Consider the following 13699-nt stretch of genomic DNA (forward strand, 5'->3'; position numbering starts at 1 on the left):
GCCCTGCAAGGCATCAGCGTGCCGCCGCAACCCCAGATCATGGTCGACCTGCAGATGGAGCAGGTCATGCCCAATCCGGACCTGAAGAACATTGCCAGGCTGATCAGCCAGGACCCGGGCCTTTCCGGGGCTCTCCTGAAACTGGTGAACTCGCCGTTCTTCGGCCTGGCCAATCGCATCACTTCGATCCAGCGCGCGGTGAACCTGCTGGGCAGTCGTTCGGTGATCAACCTGATCAACGCCCAGTCGATCAAGGGTGAGATGAGCGACGACACCATCGTCACCCTCAACCGTTTCTGGGACACCGCCCAGGACGTGGCCATGAGCTGCCTGAGCCTGGCCAAGCGGATCGGCTACGAATCGGTGGACGAAGCCTACGCTCTCGGCCTGTTCCACAATTGCGGCATCCCGCTGATGCTCAAGCGCTTCCCGCACTACATGGCGGTGCTGGAAGAGGCCTACGCCGCCGCCAGCGACGAACGCCGGGTGGTGGACACCGAGAACCGCGTGCTGAACACCAACCATGCGGTGGTCGGCTACTACACCGCGCGCTCCTGGCGCCTGCCGGAGCACGTCTGCGAGGCGATCGCCAACCACCACAACGCGTTGTCGATCTTCGGCGACGAATCGGCCCGCGATACCCAACTGAAGAACCTGCTGGCGATCCTGAAGATGGCCGAGCACATCTGCGGTTCGCACCGGGTCCTCGGCAACCAGCCGGAAGACCACGAATGGAACAGCATCGGCGCGCTGGTGCTGGACTACGTCGGGCTCACCGACTACGACTTCGAGAACCTCAAGGGCTCGATCCTCGAGCTGGGCGTCGGCCAGGGCAGCTACTGACTGGCCGCGCCGCGGCGCTTCCTGCTAAGGTGCCGCGGTCAACCGGATTGCTGCCGCCATGCCCGAACTACCCGAAGTCGAAACCACCCGCCGGGGCATCGCCCCCTACCTCGAAGGCCAGCGCGTCGAGCGCGTGATCGTGCGCGAGCGGCGCCTGCGCTGGCCGATTCCCGAAGACCTGGACGTGCGCCTATCCGGACAACGCATCGTCAGCGTCGAGCGCCGCGCCAAGTACCTGCTGCTGGGCGCCGAGACCGGTACGCTGATCAGCCACCTGGGCATGTCCGGCAGCCTGAGGCTGGTGGAGAGCGGCACCCCGGCCAGTCGCCACGAGCACGTCGACATCGAGCTGGCCTCGGGCATGGCCCTGCGCTACACCGATCCGCGGCGCTTCGGCGCCATGCTCTGGAGCCTGGCGCCACTGGAACACGAGCTGCTGCGCAACCTCGGCCCGGAACCGCTGACCGACGCTTTCGCCGGCCAGCGTCTGTTCGAGCTGTCGCGCGGGCGGAGCATGGCGGTCAAGCCGTTCATCATGGACAACGCGGTGGTGGTCGGGGTCGGCAACATCTACGCCAGCGAAGCGCTGTTCGCCGCCGGCATCGATCCGCGCAAGCCCGCCGGGAGCATCTCCAAGGCGCGCTACCTGCGCCTGGCGGAGGAGATCAAGCGGATCCTGGCGATCGCCATCGAGCGCGGCGGCACCACCCTGCGCGATTTCGTCGGCGGCGACGGCCAGCCCGGTTACTTCCAGCAGGAATTGTTCGTCTATGGCCGTGGCGGGGAGTTCTGCAAGGTCTGCGGCAGCACCCTGCGCGAGATCCGCCTAGGCCAGCGCGCCAGCGTGTACTGCCCGCGCTGCCAACGCTGAAGCGCCGCGCCGCGCATACTCTACCGCCACAAGAAGGGCCGCCACGGTGAGCGGCCTGCCATAAGAAAGGTGCACGATGTCCGGCAATTACCTGCCTCGCAACACCCTGGTCGAGTCGCTCGGCCATGCCATGCTGAAACTCTCCGGCTGGAAGATCGAGGGCCAATTGCCCGCGCTCGACAAGTTCGTGGTGATCGGCGCCCACCACACCTCGAACTGGGACTTCGTGGCCTTCCTCGCCGCCAAGTTCGTCCTGCGCCTGAACGCCCGCTGGTTCGGCAAGCACACCCTGTTCAACGGCCCGCTGGGCGGCCTGATGCGGCGCTGGGGCGGTATCCCGATCCAGCGCCACCTGAAGCTGAATACCGTGGACCAGGCGATCCAGGCCTTCCGCGAGCACCGCGAGTTCATGCTGATCATCGCTCCGGAAGGCACGCGCAAGAAGGTCGACCGCTGGCGCATGGGCTTCTACCACATCGCCCGTGGCGCCGGCGTACCGGTGGTACCGGCGGCGCTGGACTACGAAAACCGGCGGATCGTCATCGGCGAACTCTTCTGGCCGACCGGCAACGAGGACGCCGACCTGTGCAGCCTGATCGGCTTCTACCGGCCGTTCATCCCGAAAAAGCCGCACTACGCATTCCTCGGCGATTGAAGGCGGTCACGCTGGCACTACCCGCAGCGCTGTTATAGTTAGGCGATATCTGCCCAACCAAAAACCAGAAAGGACCGCCTCCATGAACCTGTTTCGCACCACCGCGCTCGTGCTGGCGCTGACCACCGGGCTCTCGTCCATGCCCGCGCTGGCGGATGCCGTGCAGGAAAACGCCAGCGGCGACCCGATGTACACCGTCGAAGCGCCCCCCGCGTACGCCATGATCGGCGATCTGCTCATCGCCCGTCCCTTCCTGATCGCCGCCACGGCCGTCGGGGCGGTGGCCTTCGTGGTCAGCCTGCCGTTCACCGCGGCCAGCGGCAGCGTCGGCAAGGCCGGCCAGGCGCTGGTGGTCGATCCGGGCAAGGAAGCCTTCGTCCGTTGCCTGGGCTGCACCACCAGCGGCTATAACCACGACGAAAGCTGAGTTTCCAACGGAATGAAAAAAAGCCGGTCATCGACCGGCTTTTTGTTTTCTCGATGCATTGCAGGGGGCACGGAGATTGGGCTAAGTCTTTTCTTCCGCCACGGCAGGCGGCAGCTATAGCGCCGCATCGGCCGATGACAGATGTTCCGCACGGACCGTTCGCGGCACTTGATCGGACTCTCCGATGGTGACAGTGTCCTGCTGACCAGCAAGGTCACAAGGTCGACCAGGGGTGGCCGACCGACTCAACCAAGATAAGGATTTCGCGTATGTTCAGTCAGTGGGTGTTCCTGTCCGTCCTTGCTCTTGCCGTACCCTCGTTCGCCTGGGCGGAGGATGCGGTGTCCGACCTCGCCAAGGAGCAGTCCAAGGCCGAGCAGGGCGACAAGCGCGGCGATGAACTGTTCGCCGAATTCACCCGCCTCCGCCAGGCCGCCGAGACGGGGGAGCCGCAGGCGCTGTTCGATTTCGGCGCCTACTTCTACCAGCAACAGAACTACGCCAGCGCGCGCGAATGGTGGGGCAAGGCGGCCGCTGCGGGGATGGTCCGCGCGCAGATCCAACTGGCCATGCTCTATCGCGATGGTGACGGCGGGCCACAGGACAAGACCGAGGCGGCACGCTGGTTCCGGAAGGCCGCGGAGCAGGGGGATGCCGCCGCCCAGAATGAAATGGGCGTTCTCTACTGGAGAGGCGAAGGGGTCGACCAGGACCGGGTGAAGGCCGGGACCTGGTTCGAACGCGCGGCGGCCAGCGGTAGCGAAGACGCCGAAACCAATCTGGGATGGTTCTACCTGGACGACTCGCAAGGCGTCTATTCCGCCACTTCAGACGAGGAAGCCGCCCTGCTGGACCGTTATGCCGGCAGCCGGGAAAAGGCCTTCCAGTGGTTCTGCAAGGCTGCGACCCAGGGAGATGCCCGTGCCCAGTTCAAGGTGGGCGAGGCCTACTGGAACGGTTCAGGTGCCGGGATGAACAAGCTGCAAGCACGGCTCTGGCTGGAAAAGGCCGCACAGCAGCAGGATGCGGATGCCATTGCCTGGCTGGAGAGCGCCGCGAACGCAGCCTGGTACACCCGCCTGGAAAACTGGATTCATGCTGCGCTGGATGGAGAGCTGTCCGGTGTCGCCGACTGCTCCGGTGCCGCCGATCGCCGGCACTCCGGCCGAGGCATGGAGGGCGCCCCGTCTGACCCGGAGGCGGTGGAAGCCAGTGCGGAGGATGCGCAGCAGGCGGTTGAAGCGGCGAGCCAGTGAGGCACGCCGCCTGGATTGCCAGCTGGACTCGTCGGCGAAATCCCTACGCGGCGCCTATCTGGGTGAGATCGTCGAACATTCTTTGAGCGCTGTCTCTCGTTTGTTCAGTGCGGCCGAGGCTGCGCTTGCGCCTCCAGGGACAGAGACGAGTAGCCGATCCCGCGCGGGTCGCTGGCGGCGTCGACGCGGCCGCTGCGCTTGTCCCAGTAGAGCACCTGCTGGTTGCCGTAGCTGCGCTCCAGGCGTTTGAGCTGATAGCCGCGCCGGCGCAGTTCGGCGGCCTCGGCATCGCTGAAGGCGCGCGGTTCGTACTCGACGACGTCCGGCTTGTACTGGTGGTGGTAGCGCGGCGCGGCGACCCATTGGCCGACCGGGCGACCGTCGAAGTACTGCAGCATGGAGATCAGAACCATGCTCGGGATGCGGCTGCCGCCAGGGGTGCCGAAGGCGGCGAAGTCGGTCGGGCTTTCCAGGAAGCTCGGACTCATGCTCGACAGCGGGCGCTTGCCGGCCGCCACCGCGTTCGCCTGGCTGCCGGCCAGGCCGTAGCTGTTGGCGCCCTGGGTGTCGGCGGCGAAATCGTCCATCTCGTTGTTCAGCACCACGCCGGTACCGGGAACGGTGAAGGCGGCGCCGAACGGCAGGTTCACCGAGAGGGTGGCGGCCACCGCGTTGCCCTGGGCATCGATCACCGCGAAGTGGGTGGTGTGGTCGCCTTCGCGCCAGGCCGGCGCCTCCGGCAGCGCCGAGCTGGGCGTGGCGCGGCGCGGGTCGATGCCGGCGGCAAGGCGCTTCAGGTAGTCCGGCGCCAGCAAACTGGGCAGCGGGTTGGCGACGAAGTCCGGGTCGCCGAGCAGGCCTCGATCGCGGTAGGCACGGCGCAGGACCTCCAGCACGTAATGGGCACGCTGTACCGGCTCGGCCTTCTGCCACGGCAGCTGTTCCAGCATCTGCAGGCTCTGCGCCAGGGCGACGCCGCCGGCCGAGGGCGGCGGTGCGCTGATCAGTTCGCGGCCGTTGGCCAGCTTCACCTCCAGCGGGCGGCGTTCGATCACCCGGTAGTCGCGCAAGTCGGCCGCGCTCCAGATGCCGCCGCCGGCGCGGACCCCGGTGAGCAGCTTGTCCGCTGTCTCGCCTTCGTAGAAACCGATCCGCCCGTAGCGCCCGAGGCGTTCCAGGGTACGTGCCAACTGCGGTTGGCGGAGCAGGTTCCATTCGTCGGGGATTCCGCCCTTGTCGAGGAAGATCCGCGCGGTTTCCGGGTCCTTGCGCATCGCTTCCAGGCGCATGGCGGCGCGGTCACGGTAGATCCGGTCGACGGATACGCCATCCACCGCCAGGCGGATCGCCGGCACCAGATTGTCGGCCAGGGGCTTGCGTCCGTAGCGGCTGCTCAATTCGACCAGCGCCGCCGGCAGGCCGGGGATCGCCGCCGCCAGCGGGCCGTCGACGGACAGCCTGGGGTCGACCTTGCCATTGCGCCGGTACATGTCGGCGTAGGCGGCCTTCGGCGCGCGCTCGCGGGCGTCGAGGAAGCGATAGGTCGGCTGCGCACCGGCCTGGCGCAGAAGGAAGAATCCACCGCCGCCGAGTCCCGAGCCGTAAGGCTCGGCTACCGCCAGGGCAGCGGCGATGGCCGCCGCGGCGTCGAAGGCGTTGCCGCCATTGGCCAGGGTTTCCAGGCCGGCGACGGTCGCGGCCGGATGCGGCGTGGCGACGGCGGCCTGCTGCGGTGCGTGGGCGTCGCCGCGAAAGCTGTCGGCATGCGCCGCGAGGCTGAGCAGGGACAGGCCGCAGGCGGCGACCAGGGTACGGACGGGCAGGTTCAGGAAGGACATGGCGGCTCACTGTTCAGCGGCGTTCGCGGGACGGGACCGCGAACGCCTCAGACTGGATTGCCAAGGATAGCCAAAAGCGCGTCGGACGGGGCGCGAACCGTCCCTGAAGGACAGGCGCCGGCGGGGATCAGGCCTTGCCGGTGATCTTCCGGTATTTCTCCATCAACTGGTCCTTGCTCTCGACATTGGCGTCGTCGAGGGGAATGCAGTCCACCGGACAGACCTGCTGGCACTGCGGCTCGTCGTAGTGGCCGACGCACTCGGTGCAGAGATTGGGATCGATCACATAGATTTCTTCGCCTTGCGAGATCGCGCCGTTCGGGCATTCGGGTTCGCAGACGTCGCAATTGATGCAATCGTCAGTGATTTTCAGGGACATCTAACAACTCCAACCGCGACGGACAGCCACGGCATCGGTAACGGGAATAGCGGAATTGTGCCGCATCGGCGCCCGCAGTGCACGCGGGGCGCCGACGGGAGGCCGGCGAAGAGACGCGGATCAGCGCTTGAAACGTTCCGCCAGGGCGTCTGCCACGGCCGGATGCACGAACTTGCTGATATCCCCGCCGAGAGCGGCGATTTCCCGGACCAGCGTCGAGGAAATGAAGGAATACTTCTCCGACGGGGTGAGGAACATGCTTTCCACGTCGGGGGCGAGCTGGCGGTTCATGTTGGCCAACTGGAACTCGTACTCGAAGTCGGAAACCGCGCGCAGGCCGCGGAGGAAGACATTCGCCTTCTGCTCCTTGACGAAGTGCGCCAGCAGGGTGGAGAAGCCCACCACCTCGACGTTCGGCAGGTGCTTGGTGACCTCCTGGGCCAGCGCCACCCGCTGTTCCAGGCTGAACAGGGGGTTCTTCTTGGGGCTGGCGGCGACCGCGATGATCACATGGTCGAAAAGCCGTGAAGCACGTTCGATCAGATCGCCGTGACCCTTGGTGATGGGATCGAAGGTGCCTGGGTACAGCACTCGGTTCATCGCTACGTCCTGGCAGGGTTTCGTAAGGGAATCGGATGGTAGCGCAGGGATGCCCGTGCGGCCAAGACGCACGGGCCATCGGCCTTTAGCCCATAGGTCTGATGGCGCCGGGCCGGCTGCCGCGGCGCGCGGCCGGCCCGGCGGCGGTTCAGGCCCTGGCCAGGCGTTCGGCCAGCGCGCTGGCCAGTTGCGCGGTAAGACCGTAGACCGAGAGCTGCGGGTTGGCGCCGATGCTGGTGGGGAACAGCGAGCCGTCGTGGATCGACAGGTTTCGCAGGTGGTGATGGCGGCCGAGGCTGTCGGCCACCGCCACGGCCGGGTCTTCGCCCATGGCGCAGCCGCCCATGACGTGGGCGCTGCCCAGGCGCGTGCGGTAGATCTCCAGGCGCAGGCCGTCGATGATCCCGCGCGCCTCCTGCAGGTTCTTCGCGCTACGCGCGTCGCTGTGCACCGGCCGCACTTCCCGGGCGCCGGCGGCGAACTGGATCTCCGCCATGGTATGGAAGGCACGGCGGATACCGTCCCAGGTGTAGTCGGTCATTCGGTAGTCGAGCACCGGGGTGTCGTCGCCGCGCAGGCCGACCGAGCCCTCCGCGCTGTCCGGGTGGAAGCCGTCGCGGAGCAGGGCGAGCATCATGTTGGTATGCGGTAGCTGTTCCATGCGCAGGGCGTTGTCGCTGCCGAAGCCGCCGAGCAGCACCGAGGCCAGCGACGGTTGCAGCGGCGGCACCTCCAGTTTGTAGGACATGCGTCCGGTGACACCGTCGTCCCATTGGAAATGGTCGGAGTAGATCGACTGCGGTGCGCCGTAGAAGGGGTTGATCACCCGGTCGAACAGCCCCGCGCTGAAATTCACCGTGTGCAGGAAGGTGCGCTTGCCGACCCGCTGGCTCGGATCAGGCGCCTTCGAGCGGAGAAGAATCGCCGGGGTGTTGATGCCGCCGCCGGAGAGCACGTAGTGCCTGGCCCGGACCCTGATCCGGCGGCCGTTGGGCGCCACGCAGCGCTCATCCATGCCCAGGCATTCGAGGCCCGTCACCTTGTCGCCGTCCAGCAGCAGCCGGTTGGCGCGCGCCAGGTAGAGCAGCTCGCCACCCTTGTCGAGGGTCGCCGGGATGGTGGTGACCAGCATCGACTGCTTGGCGTTGACCGGGCAGCCCATGCCGCAGTAGCCGAGGTTCCAGCAACCGAGGACGTTGCGCGGGATGACCTTCCAGTGATAGCCGAGCTTCTCGCAGCCCAGGCGGATCACGTCGTTGTTGGCATTCGGCGGCAGCGCCCAGGGCGCCACGTGCAGGCGCTGCTCCATTTTCTCGAACCAGGGCGCCATGTCCTCCGCGCTGTGGCCCTTGACCCCGTAGACCTGGGCCCAGTGCTGCAGGGTCGGTTCCGGGGTGCGGAAGCTGCTGGTCCAGTTGATCAGGGTGGTGCCGCCCACGGCGCGGCCCTGGAGGATGGTGATGGCGCCGTCCTTGCTCATCCGGCCGATGCCTTCCTGGTACAGCTCGGGGTAGGCGTCGGCCTCCTGCATCTTGAAATCGCTGCTGGTCTTCAGCGGGCCTTCTTCCACCAGCAGCACCTTCAGGCCGGCGGCGCTGAGGATTTCCGCGGTGGTGCCGCCGCCGGCGCCGGTGCCGACCACGACCACGTCGGCCTCCAGCTCCAGGTCGTCGTCCAGGCGCGAGCCGTTGTAGGTTTTCCAGCCGCGGGCGAGGCCCTCGGCGAACAGATCGGGTACAGGCATGAATGCACTCTCAGGCTAGGCGGCTTCGGGCTCTTCGTATTGTTCCGGGGGCGGCTCAAGCGATCTTCGGCGGTCCGGGGTAGCCACAATGGGCCCACGCCTCGGGGCGGGCGTACCAGGCCATCATCGCCAGTTGCATCAGCGAACTGTGGCCCATCCGCAACAGGCCGATGAAGCTGTTTTCCCAGCGCGAAAGGAATGCCCGCACGTCGTCGCCGCTGGCGTTCTCCCAACTGCCCCAGATACCGGTCAGCGGGCCACGGGTGAGCGGCAGGGCGAGCACGTCGAAGAGTTGCTGGGTGAGCTTGAACATCTCCGGGGAGAGCCGCGCCAGGTTGTGGTCGAGGCTCTGGATCGCGCCCTCCACGGCTTTCGGCATCTGCTCGGCGGAAACCGCGCCGAGCAGCATCACCGGCAGCAGCGCACGGAGGAACGGCAGGTCGGATTCGCGGACCTTTTCCAGGCCGCTCGCCGGTTTCTCCGCCGAACAGCCGGTGAGGCTGGCGGTGACGCCCGCGGTGGCGAGGAAGGCGCCGCCGATCAGGCCGACTTTCATCAGGCTGCGTCGGGACAGGCCGGCGCTTTCAAGGGTGGTGTCGCTCATTGTTGTTATGTCACCTGCAGCGTAGGAATGAGGGGGCGCCGCACGCGCCCCGGTTCAGCGCACGAACAGCTTGTAGACGAGCTTCTGGATCGACTTGCCGTAGGGGGGGTAGATCATTCGCGCGGCGTTGAAGCGCGGCTTGCTGAACACGCCCTTGGCCTTGCTGAAGGTGAGGAAGCCTTCGTGGCCATGGTAGTGGCCCATGCCGGAGGGACCGACGCCACCGAACGGGATGTCGTCCTGGGCGACATGCAGCAGGGTGTCGTTCAGACACACACCGCCTGAGTGGGTCTCGTGCAGCACGCGCTGCTGCTGCGCCTTGTCGTAGCCGAAGTAGTACAGGGCCAGCGGTCGCGGGCGCTGGTTGACGTAGGCCAGGGCGTCTTCCAGGCGCTCGTAGGGGATCACCGGCAGCAGCGGGCCGAAGATTTCCTCCTGCATCACTTTCATGTCGTCGCTGACGTTCAGCAGCAGCGTCTGCGGCAGGCGCCGTTGCTGGCCTTCGGCGAACAGCGGGACGAGGGTCGCGCCCTTCTCGCGGGCGTCGTCGAGATAGCCCCGGAGGCGGCCGAGCTGGCGCTCGTTGATGATCGCGGTGTAGTCGGGGTTGTCCGAAAGACGCGGGAAGAAGCCCTGGACCACCTCCTTGTACTGACTGACGAATTCCTCGACGCGCCGGCTCGGTACCAGCACGTAGTCGGGCGCGACGCAGGTCTGCCCGGCGTTGAGGCTCTTGCCGAAGGCGATCCGCTCGGCGGCGTCCTTCATCGGCACGCTGTCGGAGACGATCGCCGGCGACTTGCCGCCCAGCTCCAGGGTGACCGGGGTCAGGTTCTCGGCGGCGGCGCGCATCACGTGCTTGCCGACGCTGGTGGCGCCGGTGAACAGCAGGTGGTCGAACGGCAGCTTGGAAAAGGCCACGCCGACGTCTACCTCGCCTAGCACCACGGCGACCTGGTCCTCGGGGAAGATCCGCGCCAGCAGGTCCTTGAGCAGGCGCCCGGTGGCCGGGGTCGACTCGCTCATCTTGATCATCACCCGGTTGCCGGCGGCGAGGGCCCCGGTCAGCGGGCCGATGGAGAGGAACAGCGGATAGTTCCAAGGCACGATCACCCCGACCACGCCCAGCGGCTGGTACACCACCTGGGCCGAGGCCGGCTGGAATTGCAGGCCGACCGCGCGGCGCGCGGGCTTCATCCATTTCTTCACGCGCTTGGCGGCGTAGTGGATGCCGTGCAGGCTGGGCATGATCTCGGCGAGCAGGGTCTCGTCGGCGGAGCGCGCGCTGAAGTCCCGGTCGATGGCCTCGATCAGTGCCTGCTGTTCCTTGAACAGCAGGTCGCGCAGGGCCTTCAGCCACTGCACGCGCTGCGTGGCGTCGGGCATCGGCTGCGCCAGGTAGGCGGCGCGCTGGCGGGCGAAGAGGGCTTCGAGCTGGTTGATTTCCTGCTGGCTCTGCTGCAGGTAGGCGATATCGGCGACCATGGGCTGGCTCCTCGGCGAAGCGTGGGCGGCTGCGTGGCCGCGCGTCTGTCGTTATGGCGGACCTGGTTCGGTCCGATGAATTTCGCTGCGTCGCTGGATTTCTAGAGTAAATACTCTAAAGTGTCAAACAGCATGCCTGCCAGCCCGGCGCTTGCGTACCCAACGAAAGGCGGGCCGGTCGCCGGCCGCCGCCCCGGGGGCTGACCCGGGCGGCCGGCTTTGTGTACCTTCTACGCTGTCACGGCGGGGCGCGCCCCGCACCGTTACCCGAACGAGCCCGTCGTCCCCATGGCACCACGCATCAAGACCCGCGATCGCATCGCCCAGGCCAGCCTGGAACTGTTCAACGCCCAGGGCGAGCGCAGCGTCACCACCAACCATATCGCCACCCACCTGGGTATATCGCCTGGGAACCTCTACTACCACTACCCGAACAAGCAGGCGATCATCGCCGAGCTGTTCGCCGAGTACGAAAGCCACGTCGAGAGCTTCCTGCGCCTGCCCGAAGGGCGGGGTCTGACGGTGGACGACAAGACCTTCTACCTGGAAGCGCTACTGGCCGCGATGTGGCGCTACCGCTTCCTCCACCGCGACCTCGAGCACCTGCTGGAAAGCGACCCGGAGCTGGCGGCGCGCTACCGCGCCTTCGCCCAGCGTTGCCTGGTCAACGCCAAGGCGATCTACCGGGGCTTCACCGAGGCCGGCATCCTGCGGATGAACGAGACCCAGCTGGAGGCCCTGACCCTCAACGCCTGGATCATCCTCACCTCCTGGGTGCGCTTCCTCTGCACCACCCTCGATCTCGACGGCGACCTCAGCGAGGCGCAACTGCGTCGCGGCATCTACCAGGTGCTGGCGCTGGAGAGCGGGCACATCGAGGCGCAGGCCCAGGATGCGGTGGACGGGATTTCCGAGCGGCTCTACGTGCCGCTCTGATCGCGCAGGGTTTTCTCCAGCACCTGCTGGATGTGGATGCCGTGGCGGCGGAAGAAGGCTTCGGTACCGAGGGTGGCGTCGGTGAACAGGTAGGCGCCGCGGTGATCCTCGGCGAAGCGCCGCAGCAGGGCTGCGCCGACGCCGCTGCTCTGTGCGCCGGGCAGCACGGCGATTTCCGCCAGCCAGACGCGAATCGGTGTTTCTTCCTCGGCGCGCAGCAGGCCGACCAGGCGGCCGTCGCGTTCGGCCAGCAGGGAATACCCGGAATGCTGGTACAGCGTGCGTAGCTCGGCAGGCGGCATGCGCCGGTCCCAGCCGACCGCCGCGTGGATCGCCAGGATCGCCTCGCAGTCGGCGTCGTCGAGCATCGGGTTGTGCCGCAGCGTCAGTTCCATTCGCCCCCCTTTTTCCTTCAGCCTGTTCCTATTCTGCCGCCCGTCGCCGGACGCCGGCCAGCTCAGTGCTGTCGCAGGCGGGCCTCCAGCCAGTCGGGGATGCGTCGTTCCAGGTAGTAGGTGGGCTGGCGCGGAGAGCCGTCGACGAAGCCGACGTGACCGCCGCGGGCGTGCAGCTCCAGCTCGGTGCAGGGTGCCAGTTCGCTGCGATCGGGCAGGCTGCGGGCGAACACGAAGGGGTCGTCGCTGGAATGGATGATCAGGCTCGGCGTGCGGATGTCCGGCAGGTAGTAGCGGCTGGACGCGCGCCGATAGTAATCCCTGGCGTCGGCGAAGCCGTGCAGCGGCGCGGTGACCCGGCCGTCGAAGTCCCAGAAGGTGCGCATGCCCTCCAGCGGACCGAGGCGTTGCAGGGCGGCCAGGCCTTCCGCCTGGCCCTGCTCGCCGAACAGCCGCTGCTTGTCCTGCACGTAGGCCAGCATGGCCTTCATGAAGTGCGCCTGGTAGACCCGGGAAAAGCCCAGGCCGATGCGGTCGGCGCACTCGTCCAGGCGGAACGGCACCGACACCGCGACGCCGCCGAGCAGCGGGCAGTCCCCAGCGGTTTCGCCCAGGTACTTGAGCAGCACGTTGCCGCCCAGCGAATAGCCGACCGCGTACAGCGGCGCTTGCGGGCGCCTGGCGCGCAGGTGCGCGACCACCTCGGCGAGGTCGTCGCTGACCCCGGAATGGTAGCCGCGCGGCAGGCGGTTCGGCTCCCCCGAGCAACCGCGCCAGTTCAGCGCCACGCTGGCCCAGCCGCGCTCCAGCAGGGCGCGCTGCAGACCGAGGATGTAGTGCGACGAGGATGACCCGGTGAGGCCGTGCAGCGCCAGCACCAGCGGGGTCTCGGCATCGTGCGGGCCGGCCCAGTCGAGGTCGATGAAGTCGCCATCGGCCAGCCACAGGCGTTCGCGCTGCCGTTCCAGGGTCGGCCCGCGGCGGAAGAACGGGCTCCACAGGGTCTGCAGGTGCGGATTGGGCAGCCACCAGGCGGGCTGGAAGGTCGGGGACGCGGTCATGCGCAGGTCATGGGCGGTGGTGGTGTGGCCACCAGCTTACCAGCCGAACTCGTCGGCGAGGTCCTCCGCCCGCTGGCGCGAACCGAGGATCGGTTGCAGTTCGTCGACGAGCTGCTGCCGATAGCGGGGCGCGACGCTGCAGTCGTCCAGCAGGATGTCCTCGCCGGCGCCGCTCCAGACCTCGCCGAAGCAGACCAGGCTGGCCGCCATCTGCCACAGGTCGTCGAAGCACGGGGCCGGGTCCCAGCCCCTGCCGCCATGCAGGTCGAAGAGTATGCGCCCGCTGCCGGTCTCGAGGATGAACGGGTCGGCGCCCTGGTCGGCCACCACCAGCCAGTCGTCCTGCCAGCCCGACAGGCGCTCGCCGCTGATGCCGTGCCAGCGATAGCCGGCCTGGCGCTGCCAGAGGCGGGCCAGGGACGGCAGGAAAAATGGGTTGCCGGCACTCTCCAGGGTGCAGTCGAGTGGGCCGACCTCGCGGTAGAAACGCTCCAGCTCGGCGGGCAGGGCGATATCGCCCTGCCAGTCGGCGGCGGGTTGCGCCGCGCAAGGCTCGCCAAGCGCCAGCAGGCGTTGGCGAATGCTCGCGGAAGCCGGGCTCATCC

15 protein-coding genes are annotated in these 13699 nt (G+C 67.4%); 6 read left to right on the plus strand and 9 right to left on the minus strand.

Features of this window, described 5'->3' with window-relative positions:
* Positions 1 to 18: 18 nt before the first annotated feature.
* The 5 genes from AC1RB9_RS01840 to AC1RB9_RS01860 all read left to right on the plus strand — a co-directional run bounded on the left by AC1RB9_RS01840 (position 19) and on the right by AC1RB9_RS01860 (position 4052).
* Positions 19 to 843, plus strand: a complete 825-nt coding sequence (locus AC1RB9_RS01840; protein WP_003118789.1) for an HDOD domain-containing protein — start codon at positions 19 to 21, stop codon at positions 841 to 843.
* A gap of 58 nt (positions 844 to 901) precedes the next feature.
* Positions 902 to 1714, plus strand: a complete 813-nt coding sequence (gene mutM, locus AC1RB9_RS01845; protein ID WP_003142620.1) for a bifunctional DNA-formamidopyrimidine glycosylase/DNA-(apurinic or apyrimidinic site) lyase — start codon at positions 902 to 904, stop codon at positions 1712 to 1714.
* A gap of 76 nt (positions 1715 to 1790) precedes the next feature.
* The gene (locus AC1RB9_RS01850) at positions 1791 to 2369 is read left to right on the plus strand and encodes a lysophospholipid acyltransferase family protein (protein ID WP_003117887.1); all 579 of its coding nucleotides are present in this window, start codon (positions 1791 to 1793) and stop codon (positions 2367 to 2369) included.
* Positions 2370 to 2451: 82 nt separating this feature from the next.
* Complete coding sequence (locus AC1RB9_RS01855) at positions 2452 to 2796, plus strand: hypothetical protein (protein WP_003084452.1); 345 nt, start codon at positions 2452 to 2454, stop codon at positions 2794 to 2796.
* A gap of 269 nt (positions 2797 to 3065) precedes the next feature.
* The gene (locus AC1RB9_RS01860) at positions 3066 to 4052 is read left to right on the plus strand and encodes a tetratricopeptide repeat protein (RefSeq protein WP_003118791.1); all 987 of its coding nucleotides are present in this window, start codon (positions 3066 to 3068) and stop codon (positions 4050 to 4052) included.
* A 104-nt stretch (positions 4053 to 4156) separates the two neighbouring features.
* Here AC1RB9_RS01860 and ggt read toward each other — a convergent pair whose 3' ends face one another.
* The 6 genes from ggt to AC1RB9_RS01890 all read right to left on the minus strand — a co-directional run bounded on the left by ggt (position 4157) and on the right by AC1RB9_RS01890 (position 10702).
* Positions 4157 to 5890, minus strand: a complete 1734-nt coding sequence (gene ggt, locus AC1RB9_RS01865) for a gamma-glutamyltransferase (protein ID WP_003121743.1) — start codon at positions 5888 to 5890, stop codon at positions 4157 to 4159.
* A gap of 127 nt (positions 5891 to 6017) precedes the next feature.
* Positions 6018 to 6269 carry a YfhL family 4Fe-4S dicluster ferredoxin gene (locus AC1RB9_RS01870; RefSeq protein ID WP_003084462.1) on the minus strand — a complete coding sequence of 84 codons (252 nt, stop codon included), beginning with the start codon at positions 6267 to 6269 and terminating at the stop codon, positions 6018 to 6020.
* 120 nt (positions 6270 to 6389) lie between these two features.
* Entirely contained in the window at positions 6390 to 6869 is a 480-nt protein-coding gene (gene coaD / locus AC1RB9_RS01875; protein WP_003084466.1) for a pantetheine-phosphate adenylyltransferase, read from the minus strand.
* A gap of 148 nt (positions 6870 to 7017) precedes the next feature.
* The gene (locus AC1RB9_RS01880; protein WP_003102870.1) at positions 7018 to 8613 is read right to left on the minus strand and encodes a GMC family oxidoreductase; all 1596 of its coding nucleotides are present in this window, start codon (positions 8611 to 8613) and stop codon (positions 7018 to 7020) included.
* Positions 8614 to 8668: 55 nt separating this feature from the next.
* Complete coding sequence (locus AC1RB9_RS01885) at positions 8669 to 9217, minus strand: hypothetical protein (RefSeq protein WP_003084486.1); 549 nt, start codon at positions 9215 to 9217, stop codon at positions 8669 to 8671.
* A 54-nt stretch (positions 9218 to 9271) separates the two neighbouring features.
* Positions 9272 to 10702: a coniferyl aldehyde dehydrogenase gene (locus tag AC1RB9_RS01890; RefSeq protein ID WP_003102868.1), complete on the minus strand. Its 1431-nt coding sequence runs from the start codon at positions 10700 to 10702 to the stop codon at positions 9272 to 9274.
* 288 nt (positions 10703 to 10990) lie between these two features.
* Here AC1RB9_RS01890 and AC1RB9_RS01895 point away from each other — a divergent pair, with 288 nt between their 5' ends.
* Positions 10991 to 11638, plus strand: a complete 648-nt coding sequence (locus AC1RB9_RS01895; RefSeq protein ID WP_003084488.1) for a TetR/AcrR family transcriptional regulator — start codon at positions 10991 to 10993, stop codon at positions 11636 to 11638.
* Here the strand turns inward: AC1RB9_RS01895 and AC1RB9_RS01900 are convergent.
* From AC1RB9_RS01900 to AC1RB9_RS01910, 3 genes are all read right to left on the minus strand, one after another.
* Entirely contained in the window at positions 11623 to 12033 is a 411-nt protein-coding gene (locus AC1RB9_RS01900) for a GNAT family N-acetyltransferase (protein ID WP_003102866.1), read from the minus strand. The two genes, AC1RB9_RS01895 and AC1RB9_RS01900, sit on opposite strands and share 16 nt — an antisense overlap.
* A gap of 62 nt (positions 12034 to 12095) precedes the next feature.
* Complete coding sequence (locus tag AC1RB9_RS01905) at positions 12096 to 13094, minus strand: hydrolase (RefSeq protein WP_003084490.1); 999 nt, start codon at positions 13092 to 13094, stop codon at positions 12096 to 12098.
* Between the two features lie 36 nt (positions 13095 to 13130).
* Positions 13131 to 13697 (minus strand): hypothetical protein, encoded by a 567-nt coding sequence (locus AC1RB9_RS01910; RefSeq protein WP_003117889.1) that lies wholly within the window; start codon positions 13695 to 13697, stop codon positions 13131 to 13133.
* Positions 13698 to 13699: the final 2 nt, after the last annotated feature.

The sequence above is a fragment of the Pseudomonas sp. 20-5 genome, from assembly GCF_056782835.1.